The organism is Aminobacter aminovorans, assembly GCF_900445235.1.
In the GTDB taxonomy this organism is placed as follows: Bacteria; Pseudomonadota; Alphaproteobacteria; order Rhizobiales; family Rhizobiaceae; genus Aminobacter; species Aminobacter aminovorans.
The window spans coordinates 4577743-4596836 of the sequence record NZ_UFSM01000001.1 but is presented as its reverse complement, the minus strand read 5'-3'; the positions used below and the strand labels follow the sequence as shown (position 1 = coordinate 4596836).

Here is a 19094-nt window from a genome sequence, read left to right as displayed (position 1 = left end):
CGACGGATGCTGAGGCTGGTCGTATCGAGGCTGCTTTATGCGGCCGTCATCCTGCTCGGGGTCATCCTTGTGGTGGCCTCGCTGGTCAAGCTCGTGCCGGGTGATCCGGTCGACGTGATTGCCGCCGGCAATCCCGGCATGAGCGTCCAGGACATGGACACGCTGCGCGAGAAGATGGGGCTGACGCGCTCCGTGCCCGAGCAGTTCGTCGCTTATCTCGGCAATGCCGTGCAGGGAGACCTCGGCACCTCCATCCGCCAGGGAGTCCCGGTCACCAGCCTGATCGCCGACCGCCTCCCGGCGACTGGCGAACTCGCCTTCTGGACGCTGCTCCTGGCCTTCGTCATTGCCATCCCGCTCGGCATCGTCACCGCACTCAAGCGCAACAGCTGGCTGGATTATGCCGGCACGTTCATCGCCGTGCTCGGTGTGTCTATGCCGGGCTTCCTGCTCGCCGTGCTGATGATCCTGTGGTTCTCGATCGAGTTGCGCTGGCTGCCCGCCTCTGGTTATCGCGGCTCGGCCCTGGCCAGCATCGGCCGCGCCGTCGCCGAACGCGACATCGGCATCTTCTGGAACGCCTTCCGCTACTTCATCCTGCCGTCGATCTCGCTCGCCTTCGTTCTGGTGGCGGTCAATGCGCGGCTGATCCGTTCGGCCATGCTGGAAGTGCTGCAGCAGGATTACATCACCTTCGCCACCGCCAAGGGTGCACCGCGCCTCACCATCATCCTGCGCCATGCCTTGCGCAACGCACTGTTGCCCATCGTCACCCTGGCCGGCCTGCAGATGGGCGCGCTCCTGTCGGGCACTGTGGTCATCGAGACGGTGTTCGCCTGGCCCGGCATCGGCCGGCTCGCTGTCGATTCCATCCATGTCCGCGACTATCCGATCATCCAGGCGGTGGTGTTGGTGTCTGCGGCGCTGTTCATCTCGCTCAACCTGATCGTCGACATCCTGTACCGCTTCATCGACCCGAGGGTGCGCAATGACTGAGGCCGTGATCGTTCCCGCTGCAACGAGGCCCGTCCCGGAGCGGCGCTTCCTCGGCAGCCTCGGCCGCAGCGCCAAGGGCCTGACCGGCCTGTTCCTGATCGCCATCGTCGTGCTCTGTGCGCTCTTTGCGAAATCCATCGCCCCGCACGATCACGCCAAGCAGGTCATCGAATGGCGCTACGCCCCTGTTGTCTGGCAGGAGGGCGGCTCGACCACCAACCTGCTAGGCGGCGACAATATGGGCCGCGACATACTCAGCCGCACCGTCATGGGCGCACAGGTGTCGATCCAGGTAGCGCTGATCGTGGTGTCGATAGCACTTGTCGTCGGCGCGACGCTCGGGGCCCTTGCCGGCTATTTCGGCGGCATCGTCGACACCATCATCATGCGCATCGTCGATTTCCAGCTCGCCTTTCCGTTCCTGCTTCTGGCGCTGATCTTCATGGCCGTTCTGGGCGCCGGTTTCGCCACGCTGGTCATGGCGCTGGCGTTTGCGCTGTGGATCAATTTCGCCCGCATCGTGCGCAGCGAAACCATGCGGATCCGCACGCTCGACTATGTCGACGCGGCGATCACCATGGGCGTGTCGCAGATGCGCATCATCTTCACTCACGTCCTGCCCAACGTGCTGCCGGCGGTGCTTGTCGTCGCCACGCTCGACATCGCGCTGGTCATCATCTCCGAGGCAGCCTTGTCCTTTCTCGGTCTCGGCGTCCAGCCGCCAACGGCATCCTGGGGTGTCATGATCTCGGAAGGTCGCGACTTCCTCTACGAGCAGCCATGGATCGTCATTGCGCCCGGCATCGCCGTGTTGATCTCTTCGGTCGGCATCAACCTGTTCGGTGATTTCCTGCGCGACTATTTCGATCCCCGACTGGAGCGGATGTGACCATGACGGCCTCGCCCTTGCTTTCCGTCCACGAGCTGACAGTCGACTACCCCAGCCGCCGCGGTCCGGTCCGCGCCGTGGGCGGCGTCAGTTTCGAGGTCGCGCCCGGCTCGGTGCTCGGCGTCGTCGGCGAAAGCGGGTCGGGGAAATCCTCGATCGGCTATGCGCTCATGGGGCTGACCGATGCGTCGCATGCCATTCTCGGCGGTGCGGTCACCTTCGAAGGTCGCGACCTGTTCGCTTTGTGCAGGCGCGACTGGCGCCGGTTGCGCGGCAACCGCATCGCCATGGTGTTCCAGGATGCGATGGCGACGTTGAACCCGGTCATGCCGGTCGGCGACCAGATCGGCGAGGTGTTCCGTTTTCACCGCCCCGACATGTCGCGCAAGGCGATCCGCGCTGCCAGCCTTGAGCTGCTCGAACGCGTCGGCATCCAGGACGCTGCCCGCCGAATCGACGCCTATCCGCATCAATTGTCGGGCGGCATGCGCCAGCGCGTGGTCATCGCCGCGGCGATCGCACTGAAGCCTGCTCTGCTGATCGCCGACGAGCCGACAACCGCGCTCGACGTGACCGTACAGGCGCAGATCCTCGGGCTGATGCAGGAGCTGAGCCGCGAGCAGGGCATGGCGATGATCCTGGTCAGCCATGACCTCGACGTCGTCGGCGATGTCTGCGAGGACGTCGTGGTTATGAAGGACGGTGTCGTTGTCGAGGCGGGTCATGTCGACGACGTGCTGAGCCGTCCAAAGCATGCCTACACCATGCAATTGCTCAATGCGCGGCCGAGTTTCGGCGCCGGTCACATGCTGGCGGAGGCCGCTCATGGTTGATGACGTCCTGCTCGAAGTCAGCGGTCTTGTCCGCCATTTCACCCTGTCCGGGCGCCTTTTCGAGAAGCCGCGGCAGCTCACCGCCGTCAACGACGTCAGCTTTTCCATCCGGCGCGGCGAGGCCTTCGGGCTCGTCGGCGAAAGCGGTTCGGGCAAGTCGACGATCGGCCGCATCATCGCGCGGCTGACCGAGCCGAGCGCCGGCTCGGTGAGCTTCGATGGCGTCGACTGGCTCGCTTTGCGCGGCAAGGCTCTGCGCGACAAGCGGCGCGACGTGCAGATGGTATTCCAGAGCCCCTATGCCTCACTCGATCCGCGCTGGCGCGTGCGCGACATCCTGGCCGAGCCGCTCAAATCCTACACCGACCTCAAGGGCGCGGCACTGACCAAGCGCGCTGCCGATCTGATGCAGCAGGTCGGCCTCAACCCTGATTGGATCGAGCGCTTTCCGCACCAGTTCTCCGGCGGCCAGCGCCAGCGCATTGCCATCGCCCGTGCCCTGGCATCGGGCCCGAAGCTCCTGATCGCCGACGAGCCGGTGTCGGCACTCGATGTCTCCAGCCAGGCGCAGGTGCTGCAGCTGTTGCGCAAGATCTGCACCGAACAGGGGCTGGCGATGCTGTTCATCTCGCATGACCTGTCGGTCGTCGATCATCTGTGCCAGCGTGTCGGCGTATTGAACCACGGCGTGCTCGAAGAGGTCGGCCCGACGTCAGAAATCTTCCGCACGCCGAGGTCCGATTACACCCGCCGGCTGATCGATGCCGTTCCGGGCAAGAAGCGCCGCGCCGCCGAAAGGGCTGTCCATGCATGACATCGTGATCAAGGGCGGGCGCGTCATCGACCCCGAGACCGGCCGCGACGAAATTTCGGACATTGCCATTTCGGCCGGCCGCATCGCTGCCATCGGTGCCGATCTCGGCTCGGCGCTTGAGGTGATCGACGCAAGCGGCCTGATCGTTGCCCCCGGCTTCATCGATCTCCATGCGCACGGCCAGTCCGTGCCCGCCGACCGCATGCAGGCCTTCGATGGCGTCACCACGGCGCTCGAACTCGAAGTCGGTGCCTTGCCGGTCGCCGGCTGGTACGAGGCGCAGTCAAGGACCGCGCGCCTGCTCAATTACGGCACGGCGTCAGCCTGGGTCTTCGCCCGCAAGGCGGTGATGATCGGACTGGAACTCAAGCCCGGCGAAGCGCCGATCACAGTGATGGGACGCGGCTTCGACGATCCGCGCTGGTCGACGGACGCTGCGACCGAAGCGCAGGCAGACGAGATCGTGGCACTTACCCGTCAGGGCATCGACGAGGGCGGCCTCGGCATCGGCATTCCCGCCGGCTACGCGCCCGGCGCCGGCGCCAAGGAAATGAGCCTGATCTGCGATCTCGCCGCCGAAACCGACACGCCGACCTATACCCACATCGCGCAGATGTCGAACATCGACCCCAAGAGCTCGATCGAGGCCTATGTCACCTTGATCGGACTGGCCGGCGCCACCGGCGCGCATATGCACATCTGCCACCTCAACTCGACCAGTCTTCAGGACGTCGAGCGAGCCGCGGCGATCATTGCCCGGGCGCAGGCGCAAGGGCTCAGGATCACCACCGAAGCCTATCCCTATGGCACCGGCTCGACAGTCGTCAGCGCCGGCTTCTTCGTCGATCCGGCCTTTTCCGCCCGCACCGGCACCGGCTACGACGCCATCGAGCTTGTCGCCACCCATCGCCGCCTCGACGGCATCGACGACCTCAAGCAGGTCAGGCAGTCCGATCCCTCGGCGCTGGTGCTCTGGCACTTCCTCGACACCGAGGACAATCCGCGCCACCGCGCGCTGCTCGACGTCTCCGTCACCTATCCCGGCGGCGCCATCGCCTCCGACGCCATGCCATGGAGCCAGCCCGACGGCTCGCCCTACGAGGGCAATGAGTGGCCGCTCGGAGCCGACAAGACGGCGCACCCCAGATCCTCGGGCACCTTCACCCGCTTTCTCCGCCAGTGGGTGCGCGAGCGCGACGCCATCCCGCTTGCCCAAGCGATTGCCAAATGCACGCTCATCCCGGCGCGGATCGTCGAGAGCTGCGCGCCGCTGTTCAAGCGCAAGGGGCGGCTGCAGCCGGGCTGCGATGCCGACATCGTCGTCTTCGATCTCGCCGCCGTCGCCGACCGCGCCACCTTCGCCGAGATGAACCTGCCCGCCCAGGGCATTCGCCACGTGCTGGTCAATGGCCAGGCGGTGATCTCGGACGGCATCCTCAATCAGGCGGCAGCACCTGGGCGCCCGATCAGGCGGGGTGACCGGTGAGCGTTCCTGTCCTCGTCGTCACCGGCTTTCTCGGTGCCGGCAAGACGACATTCATCAACCAGTTGCTGCAGCGTGCCGCAGGCCGTCGGATCAGCGCCATCGTCAACGACTTCGGCGCCATCAACATCGACGCCGAATTGATCGCGGATGCCGCCGACACCGTCGTCGGGCTCAAGAACGGCTGTATCTGCTGCTCGCTGCAGGGCGACCTTCTGCGCACGCTCAAGATGGTGCTGTCCCAGCCCGTCAAGCCGGACCACATCGTCATCGAGGCCAGTGGGGTCGCCGACCCCAGGGGCATCACCGAAACGCTGATGGACCCGATCCTGTGGCACGACATCCGCCTCGATGCTGTCGTTGCCGTGGTCGACGCCGATGAGGTCGCCGCCAATCCGACCCGCCTGCGCGACGAGCTCTGGCGCGCCCAGGTCGAGGCGGCCGATTTCATCGCCCTGTCCAAGACCGGGTTGAGGGAAAGCTCCGATGAAGCACTCCGGGCGGAACTCGTCTGGCTCAACAAGACGCTGGTCTTCGAAACCGATGGCGATGCCTTGCCGATCGAGGCGCTGCTCGTCACAGACCGGACGCAGCCAGCGCCGGGCCAGGCCAAGGTCGGTGCATCGCGCTTCACCTCGATCGAATGGCAGTCATCAGGACCGGTCGCGCTCGACCGCTTCCAGGCTGCCATCGACCGGCTTGCGCCCAGGCTCATCCGCGCCAAGGGCATCGTCAGTTTCGTCGAGCGGCCGGGGCAGAGCTTCCTGCTGCAACTCGTCGGTCGCCGCGCCACCTTGCGCCCGTTCCCGAAATTCGAGCCCGATTGCCGCCTCGTCCTGATCGCCGAGGCCAGAGTACTCGACACCGAGACGGCGCATGCCGGCCTCGCCGAAATTATTGCCTCTTAATTCGCAAGCGGAGTTATCCATCATGCGTGTGTTCAGTGCCGTCCTTGCGACCGAGACCAACACCTTCTCGCCCATCCCCACCGGCCTCGGCGCCTTCGTGAATGGCGGCGACTACTATCCTGCCGGGAAGCATCCGGACCACATGACGCTTTATGGCGGCCAGCTCTGGGCAGCACGCGAACGTGGCCGCCGCGAGGGCTGGACTTTGTTCGAAGGGCTGAGCGCCTCGGCCGAGCCAGGCGGCACGACGACCCGGCACGCTTATGAGACGCTGCGCGACCAGCTGCTCGACGACCTCCGTGCCGTCCTGCCGGTCGACATGGTCTTGATGTCGCTGCACGGCGCCATGGTCGCCGATGGCTATGACGATTGCGAAGGCGACATCCTCGCCCGCATCCGCGCGATCGTCGGCCCAGACACGGTCGTCGGCTGCGAGCTCGACCCGCACTGCCACATGACTTCAGAGATGATCGACAATGTCGACATCCTGCTGACCTACAAGGAATACCCCCACACCGACGTCTATGAATGCGGCGTCCAGCTTGTCGACCTCTGCCATCGCATCGCCACCGGCCAGATCAAGCCCAAGGCAGCGCTCGTCGACACCGGCATGGTCACCTTCATCCGGACCACCACCGAACCCGGGCTGTCGATCATCAACGGCATCCGCGCCATGGAGCAGAAGGATAAGGTGCTGTCGGTGTCGATCGCGCAAGGTTTCCCCTGGGCCGACGTGCCCGAGATGGGAACGCGCGTCGTTGTCTACACAGACGACAACCAGGACCTGGCGCAGTCGCTGGCCCAGCGGCTGGCAAACGATCTTTACGTCATGCGCTCCGAGATCGTGCCGCCGATGCCCTCGATCGACGAGGCGCTCGATCAGGCCCTTGTTGCACCAGCCGGCACGGTCGTCATTGCCGACACCGCCGACAATGCCGGCGGCGGTGCCGCCAGCGACTCGACCTTCTTCCTCGCCCGCATGATCGCGCGCGGCGTCTCGGATGCCGTGATCGGCCCGTTGTGGGATCCGATCGCCGTTCGCCTGGTGTTCGAGGCGGGTGAGGGGGCGGTGCTACAGCTGCGCGTCGGCGGCAAGGTCGGCCCGCGCTCCGGCGATCCCGTCGATGTCACCTGCCGCGTCAAAGCTCTCAAACGCGGCCTCGTCATGACCGGCCTTGGCGGCGTGCCGTCGCCGATGGGCGATTGCGCCCTGATCGACTGCGGCGGCGTCGAGGTGCTCTTGGCCTCCGAGCGGTCGCAGGCGATCGACACCGACCTGTTCACAAATATCGGCTGCGATCTCGCCGACAAGCGGATGGTGGTGGTCAAGTCGACGCAGCATTTCCGCGCGTCCTACGAGAAGGTTGCCAGCGCCGTGATCTACGCTGCCTCTGAAGGCACCGTCACCTCCAATCTCGCCAGCCTGCCCTACACCAGGATCAAGCTGCCGAAATGGCCGGTGACCGCGTAGCCGGGCTGGAACAGCGGGGGATCTAGATCGCCCGCTGCAGCTTCTCGTAGCGCTTGACCAGCCGGTCTCGTTTCAGTTTCGACAGCCGCTGAATCCAGAACATGCCGTCCAACTGGTCGATCTCGTGCTGGTGGCAGACGGCGAGCAGGCCCTCCGCCTCTTCGGTGCGTTCGATGCCTTGGAGATCCTGATAGCCGATGCGCACCCGTGCGTGGCGCCTGATCTCGTCGGTCACGCCGGGCATCGAGACGCTGCCTTCGGTGTGCAGGAGCGTCTCCTCCGAGGTCCATAGTATGCCGGGGTTGACGTAGGTCCGGGCGCTTTCAGGGCCTTCGAGCTGGAGGACCACCACCCGCCTGGCGATGCCGACATGCGGGGCCGTGATGCCGATGCCGGGTGCCGCGCGCATCGTGTCGAGCAGGTCGGCTGCCAGCGTGCGCAGTTCGTCGTCAAAGGCCGCCACCGGCTCGGCGACAAGCTTGAGGCGCGGGTCGGGAAATTTCACGATTGTCCGGATGGTCACGTAAGTTCTTCGCCTCGGGCAGGACTGGGCAGGCGCATAGCGCGAAAGTCTCCGCGCTGCCAGCGACACGTATTCGGAAGCGCGCCGGCTCCCTCACTCCAGCCGCTCGATATCGCGGCGCAGCACGATCAGCGTCGTCAGGTCCTGCACGCTGGGATGGGTGGCGATGATGTCGCGCAGCGTGTTGAGGCGGTCGATCGACGGCACCTCGACCTCGACCATGAGGTCGAGCTGGCCGGTGACGGAGGACACCCGCCGTACCTCCGAGTAGCGCGCCAACTGGTCGAGCACTCCCATCGACGGCGTACTCACCAGCGTCACCATCAGGAAGGCCGAGACCAGGTTGCTATCCATTTGGCCGATATCGGCGCGATAGCCGCGAATGACGCCGCTCTTTTCCAGCGCAGCGACCCGCTCGCTGGTGGCACTTCGGGAGAGCCCGATGCGGCCGGCAAGCGTCTTCAGCGGGATGCGCGCTTCCTTCGACAGGATGCCCAGAATGTCCCTGTCCTTGGTGTCCAGTTCCTTCATCGCCCCGTTCCGATCTGTGCCGTTAAAGTGCCGGTCCATGCAGTCATAGTGCCGGTGCAACCGACGCTTTGCCGGATGCCCGATTTTTCGGCCCGTGCCAAGCTCCAGTTACAGCAATTCCGGATAGAACATGACCGACGTGACCCATCCCGCGCCCGCATTCTCCTTTGGCGAGGCCGCCGACCTGGCTTCGAGCCGGTTTGGCGTCAGTGGTCGCGTCGCAGCCCTCGACAGCGAGCGCGACCAGAACTTCAAGCTCTCGGCCGACGATGGCGCGCATTGGATCCTCAAGGTCGTCAATGCCAGCGAGCCTGCCGCCGAAAGCGAATTCCAGGTCGCCTTGCTCGATCATCTCGCGCGCACGGGCGTCGCCGCCCCCCGGCTCAAGCTGTCCGCTGACGGTGGCGCCCTTGCGGAAGCCACCGGTGCCTCAGGCGAGCGCCATGCGCTTCGGCTGGTGTCCTGGCTGCCCGGCTTGCCGCTCGCCGAAGCGGCGCGCACCCCGAAGCTGCTCGAAAATCTCGGCCGTGCGCTTGGCCGGCTCGACGGCGCGCTGCAGGGCTTCATCCATCCCGGCGCGATCAGGAGCTTCGACTGGGACATCCGCCAGGCCGGCGCCGCGCGCCAACGCCTGCACCATGTGCCAGATGTCACGGACCGCGCGCTTTTGCGCCGCCTGCTCGATCATTTCGACGTCGCCGTGGCGCCCCGTCTCGCCGGCCTGCGCGCCCAGGTCATTCACAATGACGCCAATGACTGGAACGTGCTCGTCGATCAGGACGCCCACGACCGGGTTGCCGGCATCATCGATTTCGGCGACGCGCTCTATTCGCCTGTGATCGCCGAGGTGGCGGTCGCCTGCGCCTATTCGATCCTCGATGTCGAGGACCCGATCGGCGCCGCGGCGACCCTGGCCGCCGGCTTCCATGCCGAATATCCGTTGCGCGAAGAGGAGCTCGATCTCCTGTTCGACCTCATCGCCATGCGCCTCGTCATCTCGGTCACGCTGTCGGCGCAGCGCAAGGAAAAGACCGGCGACAATCCTTATCTCGCCATCTCGGAGGCGCCGGCCTGGCGGCTGCTGCGCCGCCTCGGCGCGATGAACCGCCGGTTCGCCACCGCCATCCTGCGCCACGCCTGCGGCTTCGACGCGGTATCAGGTGCCCGCGCCGTCACCGCCTGGATCGAAGCCAACAGAAAGAGTTTTGCACCGGTGCTCGATCGTCACCCGGCAACCCTGGTCAAGGCGCTGGTGCCCTATGGCGATCCGGCTCATCCGATGACGATCACTTCGGCCGGCCAGGAGCCCGACAAGGCCACCGCCTGGTGGGATGCCTGGTGCGCCGAGCACGGTGTCGAGCTCGGCATCGGCCCCTGGGGCGAGGCACGCACGGTCTACACATCCGACATCTTCTGGTCGCGTTTCGTCGAAGGCGCCCGCCGGGTCCATCATCTCGGCCTCGACCTGTTTTTGCCGGCAGGCACGAAGGTCTACACGCCGCTTGCCGCCACGGTGAAAAGCGTCGAGATCGAGGACGATCCGCTCGGCTATGGCTGCCTGATCGCGCTCGAGCACACGCCTGAAGGCTGCCCGCCCTTCGTCACGCTGTGGGGCCACATGGCGCATGAGGCGATGGCCCGACTGAAGCCGGGCGAGACGCTCGAAGCCGGCGCGCTGGTCGGTGAAATGGGTACGCCGACTGAGAATGGCGGCTGGGCGCCGCATCTGCATTTCCAGATTTCGGCCGACCCCGATCTCGCGGCCCGCGACATCCTCGGCGTCGGCGAGGCGCGTTATCTCGACGTCTGGGCCGAGTTGTTCCCGGATGCAGCTACCCTTGCCGGCATCCCGCCGGAGACCTTCCACCAGACCGGCCGCACCCGCCCCGAGATCGTCGCCGCGCGGAAAGCCTCGCTCTTGCCCAACCTGTCGATCTCCTATTCCGAGCCGATCAAGTTCGTGCGCGGCGAGGGTGCCTGGCTGGTCGACGACCGTGGCCGCGCCTATCTCGATTGCTTCAACAATGTCTGCCACCTCGGCCACGCCCATCCCGATGTCGTCGAGGCGATCGCCACCCAGGCAGCAAGACTGAACACCAACACGCGCTACCTGCACGACGCCATCGTCACCTATGCCGAGCGATTGACGGCGACCTTGCCCGAGGGCCTGTCGGTCGCTTCCTTCGCCTGCTCCGGCAGCGAGGCCAATTCGCTTGCGCTGCGCATGTCGCGCACCTTGACCGGCAGCGACGATGCGCTGGTGCTCGACTGGGCCTATCACGGCACCACCCAGGAGCTGATCGACCTCAGCCCCTACAAATACAAACGCAAGGGAGGCAAGGGCCGACCCGCCCATGTCTTCGAGGCAACCATCCCCGACAGCTACCACGCGCCGGATGGTTGGCCGGTCGAGGAACATGCCAGGCGTTTCGCCGAAAGCATCGCCGAGCAGATCGAGACGATGCGCACAAAGGGTCGCGCGCCAGCCTTCTTCATTGCCGAATCCATCCCAAGCGTCGCCGGCCAGGTCTTTCTCCCCGAGGGCTACCTGAAAGAAGTCTACGCCATGGTGCGTGCCGCCGGCGGCTTCTGCATCGCCGACGAGGTACAGGTCGGCTTCGGCCGCGTCGGCAGCCACTGGTGGGCGTTCGAGACGCAAGGCGTTACCCCCGACATCGTCACCATGGGCAAGCCGATCGGCAACGGCCACCCGATGTCGGCATTGGTCACCACGCACGAGATCGCCGACCGCTTCAACAACGGCATGGAATATTTCAACACCTTCGGCGGCAACCCGGTGTCCTGTGCCGCAGGCCTCGCCGTGCTCGACGTCATCGAGCGCGATCGCCTGCGCGACAATGCCGCCGATGTCGGGGCCTATCTCGTCGCGCGCTTCAGGGAGATGCAGCAGCGCTACGAGGTCATCGGCGACGTCAGGGGCCAGGGGCTGTTCCTCGGCATCGAGCTGGTCACCGACCGCAAGACCAAGGCACCGGCGACCGCCTTCGCCCGCAAGGTCAATGACGGCGCCCGCGCCCGTGGCGTCTTGATCGGCACCGAGGGCCCACACGACAATGTGCTCAAGATGCGTCCGCCGATGATCTTCAGCCGTGCCAATGCCGACCATCTTGTCGGCGTGCTCGAGGAGGCGTTCGCCGCGGCGTTAGTCGAAGGCGCGTAGCTCAAGGCCCGCGCGAGGCTCTCGCGCGGAGGGAATTAACGACAGGGGAATTCACCGACTTCCGGCGCCATCGCGCCGGCGGCAAGCAGAGGCTTTGCCTCGAACACCAGAGGGAGGAAATGATGAGGACAATTTTTGCAACGGCACTATTGCTGGGCTCGGCCGCGATGGCCATGCCCGCAGCAGCCGACACCTTTGACATTGTCAAGCAGCGCGACAAACTTACCTGCGGCGTCAGCCAGGGCGTCGCCGGCTTCTCGGCGCCCGACGATGCCGGCAAATGGTCCGGTTTCGACATCGACTTCTGCCGCGCCGTGGCGGCAGCCGTGCTCGGCGATCCGGAAAAGGTCAGCTACGTGCCGCTGTCGACCAAGGAGCGCTTCACCGCGCTGCAGTCGGGTAGCGTCGACGTGCTGTCGCGCCAGACGACCTGGACGCTGTCGCGCGATTCCAGCCTCGGCATCCGTTTCGTCGGCACCGCCTATTATGACGGCCAAGGCTTCATGATCCGCAAGGCCCTTGGCGTCGACAGTGCGCTCAAGCTCGATGGCGCCACGGTCTGCACCGAGCAGGGCACCACGACCGAGCAGAACGTCGCCGACTATTTCTCGGCCCACAAGATGAAATACGAGCCGGTGGTCATCGATTCCGCCGACGGCATCGTCAAGGCCTTCGACGGCGGCCGTTGCGACGTCTACACCACCGATGCCTCCGCACTCTATGCCCAGCGTTTGAAGCTCACCGATCCTGCGGCTTATGTCGTCCTGCCGGAGATCATCTCCAAGGAGCCGCTCGGACCTGCCGTCCGCCAGGGCGACGACAAGTGGTTCAACATCGTCCGCTGGACGCTGTTCGCGCTGCTCGAGGCCGAGGAACTCGGCATTGCCAAGGACAATGCCGAAGCCGGCCTGTCCTCGGATAATCCTGCCATAAAGCGCTTCCTCGGCGCTGAGGGTGACAGCGGCCAGCAGCTCGGTCTCGATCCGCGTTGGAGCTACAACATTATCTCCAAGGTCGGCAATTTCGGCGAGATCTTCGAGCGCAATCTCGGCCAGTCGAGCGAGCTCAAGATCGACCGCGGCATCAACGCCTTGTGGAATGCCGGCGGCCTGATGTACGCCCCGCCGGTCCGCTGATCGCGTTCCTCCCCCGGGGTCGCGCGTCAGCGCGGCCCCTTTTCTTCCCGCCAGAATTTCCAGGTCGCGCGTCAGCGCGGCCCCTTATCTTCCCGCCAGAATTTCCAAGTCGCGCGTCGGCGCGGCCCCGCCTATGCTGCCTTGCGAGATTCCCGGCGCGTTCGTCGGGCCGCAGCATAGGTGCATTGATGAGCATAGCCGATCGCGTTCGCGTCAAGGATGTCAAAGTCCTGTCCGATGACTGGTATCTGTTGAAGAAGACGGTCTTCGAGTATCGCCGCAATGATGGCGAATGGCAGCTCCAGAGCCGCGAGACCTACGATCGTGGCAACGGCGCCACCATCCTGCTCTATGATTCCGTCCGCCGCACTGTCGTTCTCGTCAAGCAGTTCCGCTACCCGGCTTTCGTCAGTGGCTACGATGACATGCTGATCGAGACGCCGGCAGGCCTGCTCGACAATGCCAGCCCGGAGGAGCGCATTCGGGCCGAGACCGAGGAAGAAACGGGCTTCCGCGTCCGCGACGTCCGCCGCGTCTTCGAGGCCTTCATGAGCCCCGGCGCCGTCACAGAGCGGATCTACTTCTTCGTCGGCCGCTACGAGCCCGGCGACCGCATCTCCGAAGGCGGCGGCCACGAAGGCGAGGGTGAGGACATCGAGGTGCTCGAAGTCGGTATCGATGAGGCGCTCGCCATGGTTGCCGACGGCCGCATCTGCGACGCCAAGACCATCATGCTGCTGCAATACGCAGCCCTTCACCTCTTGCGCGGAGCCTAGCGCCGATGTCGACCATCGCCCGCGAGCTCGGCATCTCCTTCGGCACGTCGCCGACCGGACCGCTCAACGCCATCACCGACGTTCAGGCGTGGCCATCGGCCATCGCACCATTCGCTCGGGCGACCTCAACACCGGCGTGAGCGCGGTCCTGCCCCATGGCGGTAACATGTACCGCAATAAGGTGTTGGCCGCCTGCGATGTCATCAACGGCTTCGGCAAGAGCACCGGCCTGATGCAGGTCGACGAGCTCGGTTCGATCGAGACGCCGATCCTGCTCACCAACACCTTCGGCGTCGGCACCTGCGCCAACGCGCTGATCCGCGCGGCGGTTCTGGAGAATCCGGACATCGGCCGCGAGACGTCGACGGTCAATCCCGTGGTCATGGAGTGCAATGACGGCCATCTCAGCGACATCCAGGCGCTCGCCGTCACCGAGGACGATGCCCGCGCAGCGCTTGCAACAGCCGCGTCCGGGCCGGTTGCCGAAGGCAATATCGGCGCCGGCACTGGCATGAGCTGCTTCGGTTTCAAGGGTGGCATCGGCACTGCCTCGCGCCGCATCGAGTTGGCCGGCAGCGCGCATCATGTCGGCGTGCTGGTGCTGACCAATTTCGGCCGCGCCGGCGATCTCGTCCTTCCCGATGGTCGTCGCCCCGATCCGCGCAGCAGGCGAGAGGCCGAGAAGGGCTCGGTCATCGTCATCCTCGCCACTGACATCGCGATGGAACACCGACAGCTCAAGCGCGTCGTCCGCCGCTGCGGCGCCGGTCTCGCCAGGCTCGGCGCCTATTGGGGGCATGGCAGCGGCGACATCGCGCTCGGCTTCTCGACCGCCCAGACCTTCGATCATGACGAGCGTGCCGACTTCGTTTCCATCTCCGCCCTCAACGAAAACCGCATCGATCGCCTGTTCCGCGCTGCGGCCGAAGCAACCGAGGAGGCCGTGGTGAACTCGATGTGTGCAGCCGAGGTCATGCATGGCCGCGCCGGGCATGTCAGGCCGTCGCTGGCAGACTGGTTGAGAGAGCAGAGCTAGATCGCCTTCGACGGGCTCTGGAAGCAGGATTGCCGGGTTCGGAAAATAAACTTAGCATATTCCTTCTTTGTTCTTAAAAAGGAGGAAGTCATGTCGCGGCAACTCCAGTTCGACTTCGGAGCAACTTCGCTTGGTTTGCGACCACCGTCGCGTTGGCCAAGGCAGGCAAGGTCCGACGCAGACAGGCTGATGTTTCGTCTGCATCCGGCTCAGTCGGCGCAGATGGCGACGGTGGCGGACCATACCCGCCGCAGCCATGGCCTGTCCGGGAAGCCACGCGATGCAGGACAGCTGCACGTCTCGCTGGTGGGGCTTCACAACGGCGGGGAGATCGACCGAACCACGGTGCATGACGCCTCGGCCGCCGCCGCGACAGTCAGAGTGCCGGCATTCGAGCTGGCCTTCGACCGCATCGCCAGCTTCCACAACCGGGAATCGAAACCGCTGGTTCTGCTGTGCGGCAAGGGTGCCGATAAGGTGGTGGAGCTCGAACGCCGGATCATCGATGCGTTGAACCGTGCGGGGCTCCGGCTACGCCGGCGCGCCGGTTTAGTGCCCCACTGCACCGTGCTCTACGCCGACAGGCTCGTCCCGGAAACGCCTCTCGACCGGCCGATCGTCGTCCCGATCACGGAGTTTCATCTCCTGCATCGTTCGGCCAGTGGCCGCCGCCGGAGCGTCGGCAACTGGCCGTTGCTGGGCTGAGGCTCAGAGCTGCAGCGGCTGACGCGCGTTGCGCCAGAACTCCTCAGGTTCTTCCAGCAGATGTGTCAGCCCGACACGCTCGAAGGCGAGTGCCGCCTGCTCGGCGGCATCGGCGAGGATGTCCTCGGCGTCGAGATGGTCGGTCCTGCGGCTGCGCATCAACACCTTGCCGTTGACGATGACGGTGTCGACGTCGGCGGCGTTGGCGAAATGGGCGATGCGCGTCACCGGCATGACGGGCGGGTAGAGATGCGGCTTGCGCATGTCGACCAGCACGATGTCGGCCTTCTTGCCATGCTCCAGCGACCCCAGTTCCTTCTCCAGGCCAAGCGCGCTGGCAGCGTCGATCGTTGCCATCTCGATGGTCTTGCCGGGCGGCAGATAGGCCGGGTCGCGGAAATGGCGGCGGTGGTAGTGCATGCACTGCGCCATGTGGCGGAACATGTCGTAGCCGCGGTCGGGGGCGGCCGCGTCCGAACCCAGGCAGACCGTGATGCCAGCCTCGAGCAGCTCCGGCACCGGGCAGCGGCCATAGATCGACATGATGGCGCTCGGATTGTGGATGATCGACGCGCCTGTCTCCTTCAGTGCTGCGAAATCTTCCTCGGTGAGGTCGACGCTATGACCCAGAAGCGCGAACTCACCGAGGACACCAAGATCGCGCGCCAGCGCGATCGACCCGTCGCGGTGGCCGTCCTGGGTGAACAGCACGCCCTTGCGACGGCGCAGATCCATGACCGCTTCGCCCATCTCGACGACCTGCCGTCGGGCATCGGCATCCGCCACCTGGGCGGCATAATAGACCGGCATGACAAGGCACACGCCGGTGCCGCGGCCGAGCAGGTCGTTCCAGCGATCGATCAGGATTTCGCTGACCTCGAGCTGGCGCTCGAAGCCGACGGATACGTCGCGCGCCTGACCGGTCTCCGAGAACTGGCGGTAGTTTTTCGGGAAGGGCGTCCGGCCGGGGCCGACGGCCATGAAGGTGCGCAGCCCGGATTCGGTGGTCGCACCGCAATGCGCGTCGCCATAGATGGGATCGTCGGTGCGGTAGATATCGGCGCCGCCGCCGAGCAGCGTCATACCGGTGGTGATGCCGCCACGCAGGCGTTCGAGCTGGGTCATGCGCGCCTCGGCGCGCCAGAAGTCCGGCGTCGAGCCGCGCGCGTAGATCTCCTCGCAGGCGTCGAACCAGCTGTCGAGCCCGGCGCCGGCATTGCGCACCAGCCCGTGGCCGGCATGCGAATGGCTGTCGATCAAGCCGGGCATCGCCACCATTCCTGTGCCGTCGATGATGTCCCTGGCGCCGACAGGCTCGGCGTCGCCGTCGCCACCGATGGCGCTGATGCGGTCGCCGGTGACAGCGATCCAGGCGCGGTCGATCACCCGGCGTTCCGGGTCGACGGTGATCGCCGTCACGTTGCGGACGAGGATGTCTGGCTGCGTCATGTCACTGCTTTCCAAAAGTCGGCGGGCGAAATCGCATGGTTGCGGAAGTCCGAGCCGGCCTTCCGCAAGCCATGTCAAACCGGGGCTACAGCCCCAGAATGTCTTCCAGGTCGCGCGCGAGCACGCGTTCGCTTTCGAGATCGAGCTGGTTTTCGATATGGGCGAGGTGGTGGTGCATGACGGCAAGTGCCGCCTTGGCGTCGCGCGCGGTGATGCTCTGCACGATCGCCGCATGCTCGTCGGGGCCGCAGTTCTGGATTTCCTTCTGCTGGTACATCGCCATGATCAGCGACGTCCGCGAAACCAGATCGCGCAGCAGGGTGGCGAGGATCTGCGATTGCGCCAGCTCGGCGATCAGCATGTGGAACGCGCCCGAGAGCCTGATCGCACCGGCGAGGTCGCCGCCCTGGTGGGCCTTGCGCTCCTGGTCGACATGTTCGCCCAGCCGAGCGATTCCGGCGGCGTCGATGGTCGCGCACAGCCGCTCGACCAGCCTTTCCTCGATGGTGCGGCGGGCGAAGAACACATCGCGCGCTTCCTCGATCGACGGTTTGGATACGAACGCACCGCGATTGGGAACCAGTGTGATCAGGCCGTCGCGGGCGAGGTTCTGCAGCACATGGCGGATGCGTGCCCGGCTGGCGCCGAAGATGTCGGCAAGCTGCTCTTCTTTCAGCCGCGTGCCGGGGCCGATCTGCCGCTCGGCGATGGCGCTCCAGATCTTCTCGTAGATTTCCTGATCGGTGGCATGCCGCATGCCTGCTTCAGCGTCCATCCAATCCTCCTCCCGTTCGTCCCGATATGCGGCTCCAACCTATTCAAACCTAAAAGCGCGGCAAGTCAACAAATCTGTCGACAACGATTGTTGACAATAATTGGATACGATGACAGCGTGCGATGGATGGAGCCGGGAACCGACCTGCTACATGGTGGCGCGGGTCTGCCGTCCGGAAAGGTGAGGCGCCGGTGCTTCGGGAGTATGATATCGGCACCCACCACATGCTGCGGATTGCGGTCTGAGGGAGAAAAAATGGATTTCGATTTCGCCGAGCTGCCCGAAATGGACCGCTACCGGCTGCTCACCAACTTCGTCGGACCGCGCCCCATCGCGCTGGTCACCACCATCGACGAGCATGGCTGCAACAACGCCGCGCCGATGAGCTTCTTCAACGTCTTCTCACATGAGCCGCCGCTGCTCATCCTCGGCATGCAGACCCGTCCTGATGGCACCGCCAAGGACACCGTCGCCAACATCCGCCGCTCCGGCGAGTTCGTCGTCCACATGGTCGACATGGCGATTGCCAGCGAGATGATCGTCACCGGCATCAACTTCCCCGCCGACGTCGACGAGATCGAGCTCGCCGGCCTGACCAGCACGCCGTCGAAAAAGGTCGCGGCACCCCGCATCGAGGAATCGCCCTGCGCCATGGAGTGCCGTGTGTCGCAGATCCTCGATTATGGCCGCCGCACCATCGTCATTGGCGAGGTCGTGCAGATGTATGTTCGCGACGACTGCCTCGATGAGCGCGGCCGCTATGTCCGGCCCGAGGTCTACCAGCCGATCGCCCGTCTCCACGCCGACAACTACATCGTTGCCGCCGACCAGTTCGTGCTCAAGCGCCCGGCCGAGCTTTTTCCTCAAGAAGAAAAAGCCGCCAATGCCGCCCCGAAGTCGGAAAAGGTCATCGGCTGAGGCTAGAGCCTTGTCGGCCCACCCGCTCCACCGCAAGGCGTAAGCCCCCAACGACCTTGCATGGGAAGGGCGCTCGTTTCGGGCGCCCTTTCTGTTTGGGCGTCAGTCCTCGGCCGCCGCGCCAATGTTCTCGCTCAGCACGCGCAGCACGCGGGTCGCGCTTTCGATGTCGGCGTCGTCAACACCGGTAAGCACCAGGCAGCGCAGCTCGGCGACGTCGGCGAACATGCTGTCGGCCTCGCGCCGCGCCGTCGGCGTCAGAAAGATGCGCTTGGTGCGCCGGTCGCCGTCGGTGGTGCAGCGCACCACCAGCCCCTTCTTCTCCAGCCCGTCGATGAGCCCGACCAGCGAGGGCTGCTCGATCTGCATCTGCTCTGCCAGCTCGGCCTGCGTCTTGCCCTCGCATTTGGCGATCTGCATCATCAGTCGGGCGCGCGCCAGCGTCAGGCCGCGCTCCTTCACCCGCGCGTCGAACATCGTCCTGAGCTTGCGGTTGACCTTCAGCAATTCGTCAAAAAACGCGCTCTTCAGCTCGGCGCTGCTCATATCGATCCCCCTTTTGTTCTTTTGATTATCATTAGATACCTATGTAATTCGCGGCAATATCTCCGGCAAGAACCATCCTCCTAGTCCCTTCGGACGAGGCTGCGGCTTAGATCAGCGTAGGTAA

17 protein-coding genes and 1 pseudogene are annotated in these 19094 nt (G+C 65.2%); 13 read left to right on the top strand and 5 right to left on the bottom strand.

Annotated elements, in window-relative coordinates:
- Nucleotides 1–6 precede the first annotated feature (6 nt).
- Genes DY201_RS22670 through DY201_RS22640 form a run of 7 tightly spaced genes read left to right on the top strand, consistent with a single transcriptional unit; the run spans nt 7 to nt 7394 of the window.
- On the top strand, nt 7–996 hold the full coding sequence (locus tag DY201_RS22670) for an ABC transporter permease (RefSeq protein WP_115733179.1): 990 nt from the start codon (nt 7–9) through the stop codon (nt 994–996).
- A complete protein-coding gene (locus DY201_RS22665; RefSeq protein ID WP_115733178.1) occupies nt 989–1885 on the top strand; it encodes an ABC transporter permease in 897 nt (298 codons plus the stop codon). Before DY201_RS22670 ends, DY201_RS22665 begins: the two co-directional genes overlap by 8 nt.
- Nucleotides 1886–1887: 2 nt before the next feature.
- Nucleotides 1888–2718 (top strand): ABC transporter ATP-binding protein, encoded by an 831-nt coding sequence (locus DY201_RS29590; RefSeq protein WP_115733177.1) that lies wholly within the window; start codon nt 1888–1890, stop codon nt 2716–2718.
- Nucleotides 2711–3532 carry an ATP-binding cassette domain-containing protein gene (locus tag DY201_RS29585; RefSeq protein ID WP_115733176.1) on the top strand — a complete coding sequence of 274 codons (822 nt, stop codon included), beginning with the start codon at nt 2711–2713 and terminating at the stop codon, nt 3530–3532. Before DY201_RS29590 ends, DY201_RS29585 begins: the two co-directional genes overlap by 8 nt.
- Nucleotides 3525–5018, top strand: coding sequence for an amidohydrolase family protein (locus DY201_RS22650; protein ID WP_172582944.1), 1494 nt, complete (start codon nt 3525–3527; stop codon nt 5016–5018). Before DY201_RS29585 ends, DY201_RS22650 begins: the two co-directional genes overlap by 8 nt.
- Nucleotides 5015–5923, top strand: a complete 909-nt coding sequence (locus DY201_RS22645; RefSeq protein WP_115733175.1) for a CobW family GTP-binding protein — start codon at nt 5015–5017, stop codon at nt 5921–5923. The genes DY201_RS22650 and DY201_RS22645 overlap by 4 nt, the downstream gene beginning before the upstream one ends.
- A 22-nt stretch (nt 5924–5945) precedes the next feature.
- Complete coding sequence (locus tag DY201_RS22640; protein ID WP_115733174.1) at nt 5946–7394, top strand: M81 family metallopeptidase; 1449 nt, start codon at nt 5946–5948, stop codon at nt 7392–7394.
- Between the two features lie 22 nt (nt 7395–7416).
- Here the strand turns inward: DY201_RS22640 and DY201_RS22635 are convergent, their stop codons facing one another.
- Nucleotides 7417–7917, bottom strand: a complete 501-nt coding sequence (locus tag DY201_RS22635; protein WP_115733173.1) for a peptide deformylase — start codon at nt 7915–7917, stop codon at nt 7417–7419.
- Nucleotides 7918–8010: 93 nt separating this feature from the next.
- A complete protein-coding gene (locus tag DY201_RS22630; RefSeq protein ID WP_115733172.1) occupies nt 8011–8448 on the bottom strand; it encodes an Lrp/AsnC family transcriptional regulator in 438 nt (145 codons plus the stop codon).
- A 130-nt stretch (nt 8449–8578) separates the two neighbouring features.
- Here DY201_RS22630 and DY201_RS22625 point away from each other — a divergent pair, with 130 nt between their 5' ends.
- From DY201_RS22625 to DY201_RS22605, 5 genes and pseudogenes are all read left to right on the top strand, one after another.
- Nucleotides 8579–11629 (top strand): aminotransferase class III-fold pyridoxal phosphate-dependent enzyme, encoded by a 3051-nt coding sequence (locus DY201_RS22625; protein ID WP_115733171.1) that lies wholly within the window; start codon nt 8579–8581, stop codon nt 11627–11629.
- Between the two features lie 122 nt (nt 11630–11751).
- Nucleotides 11752–12765, top strand: coding sequence for an amino acid ABC transporter substrate-binding protein (locus DY201_RS22620; protein WP_425358742.1), 1014 nt, complete (start codon nt 11752–11754; stop codon nt 12763–12765).
- Between the two features lie 188 nt (nt 12766–12953).
- The gene (locus DY201_RS22615; RefSeq protein ID WP_115733169.1) at nt 12954–13541 is read left to right on the top strand and encodes an NUDIX domain-containing protein; all 588 of its coding nucleotides are present in this window, start codon (nt 12954–12956) and stop codon (nt 13539–13541) included.
- 5 nt (nt 13542–13546) lie between these two features.
- Nucleotides 13547–14577 (top strand): annotated as a pseudogene (locus DY201_RS22610) (DmpA family aminopeptidase).
- A gap of 189 nt (nt 14578–14766) precedes the next feature.
- The gene (locus tag DY201_RS22605) at nt 14767–15282 is read left to right on the top strand and encodes a 2'-5' RNA ligase family protein (RefSeq protein WP_165915797.1); all 516 of its coding nucleotides are present in this window, start codon (nt 14767–14769) and stop codon (nt 15280–15282) included.
- A 3-nt stretch (nt 15283–15285) separates the two neighbouring features.
- Here the strand turns inward: DY201_RS22605 and DY201_RS22600 are convergent, their stop codons facing one another.
- Together DY201_RS22600 and DY201_RS22595 are read right to left on the bottom strand one after the other, a co-directional pair.
- Complete coding sequence (locus DY201_RS22600; protein ID WP_115733167.1) at nt 15286–16731, bottom strand: amidohydrolase family protein; 1446 nt, start codon at nt 16729–16731, stop codon at nt 15286–15288.
- 85 nt (nt 16732–16816) lie between these two features.
- Nucleotides 16817–17506, bottom strand: a complete 690-nt coding sequence (locus DY201_RS22595) for a GntR family transcriptional regulator (RefSeq protein ID WP_115733166.1) — start codon at nt 17504–17506, stop codon at nt 16817–16819.
- Nucleotides 17507–17761: 255 nt separating this feature from the next.
- Between DY201_RS22595 and DY201_RS22590 the strand changes: the two genes are divergently transcribed.
- Nucleotides 17762–18424 carry a flavin reductase family protein gene (locus tag DY201_RS22590; RefSeq protein ID WP_115733165.1) on the top strand — a complete coding sequence of 221 codons (663 nt, stop codon included), beginning with the start codon at nt 17762–17764 and terminating at the stop codon, nt 18422–18424.
- A gap of 102 nt (nt 18425–18526) precedes the next feature.
- On the opposite strand, the gene DY201_RS22585 is transcribed toward DY201_RS22590, so the two are convergent.
- On the bottom strand, nt 18527–18970 hold the full coding sequence (locus DY201_RS22585) for a MarR family winged helix-turn-helix transcriptional regulator (RefSeq protein ID WP_067964711.1): 444 nt from the start codon (nt 18968–18970) through the stop codon (nt 18527–18529).
- Nucleotides 18971–19094: the final 124 nt, after the last annotated feature.

What these genes read in the sequence shown, in the direction of transcription:
- DY201_RS22670 (WP_115733179.1), top strand. Translation starts at nt 7, where the DNA reads ATGCTGAGGCTGGTCGTATCGAGGCTGCTTTATGCGGCCGTCATCCTG.
- DY201_RS22665 (WP_115733178.1), top strand. Translation starts at nt 989, where the DNA reads ATGACTGAGGCCGTGATCGTTCCCGCTGCAACGAGGCCCGTCCCGGAG.
- DY201_RS29590 (WP_115733177.1), top strand. Translation starts at nt 1,888, where the DNA reads ATGACGGCCTCGCCCTTGCTTTCCGTCCACGAGCTGACAGTCGACTAC.
- DY201_RS29585 (WP_115733176.1), top strand. Translation starts at nt 2,711, where the DNA reads ATGGTTGATGACGTCCTGCTCGAAGTCAGCGGTCTTGTCCGCCATTTC.
- DY201_RS22650 (WP_172582944.1), top strand. Translation starts at nt 3,525, where the DNA reads ATGCATGACATCGTGATCAAGGGCGGGCGCGTCATCGACCCCGAGACC.
- DY201_RS22640 (WP_115733174.1), top strand. Translation starts at nt 5,946, where the DNA reads ATGCGTGTGTTCAGTGCCGTCCTTGCGACCGAGACCAACACCTTCTCG.
- DY201_RS22630 (WP_115733172.1), bottom strand. Translation starts at nt 8,448, where the DNA reads ATGAAGGAACTGGACACCAAGGACAGGGACATTCTGGGCATCCTGTCG.
- DY201_RS22625 (WP_115733171.1), top strand. Translation starts at nt 8,579, where the DNA reads ATGACCGACGTGACCCATCCCGCGCCCGCATTCTCCTTTGGCGAGGCC.
- DY201_RS22620 (WP_425358742.1), top strand. Translation starts at nt 11,752, where the DNA reads ATGAGGACAATTTTTGCAACGGCACTATTGCTGGGCTCGGCCGCGATG.
- DY201_RS22615 (WP_115733169.1), top strand. Translation starts at nt 12,954, where the DNA reads ATGAGCATAGCCGATCGCGTTCGCGTCAAGGATGTCAAAGTCCTGTCC.
- DY201_RS22605 (WP_165915797.1), top strand. Translation starts at nt 14,767, where the DNA reads ATGTTTCGTCTGCATCCGGCTCAGTCGGCGCAGATGGCGACGGTGGCG.
- DY201_RS22600 (WP_115733167.1), bottom strand. Translation starts at nt 16,731, where the DNA reads ATGACGCAGCCAGACATCCTCGTCCGCAACGTGACGGCGATCACCGTC.
- DY201_RS22595 (WP_115733166.1), bottom strand. Translation starts at nt 17,506, where the DNA reads ATGGACGCTGAAGCAGGCATGCGGCATGCCACCGATCAGGAAATCTAC.
- DY201_RS22590 (WP_115733165.1), top strand. Translation starts at nt 17,762, where the DNA reads ATGGATTTCGATTTCGCCGAGCTGCCCGAAATGGACCGCTACCGGCTG.
- DY201_RS22585 (WP_067964711.1), bottom strand. Translation starts at nt 18,970, where the DNA reads ATGAGCAGCGCCGAGCTGAAGAGCGCGTTTTTTGACGAATTGCTGAAG.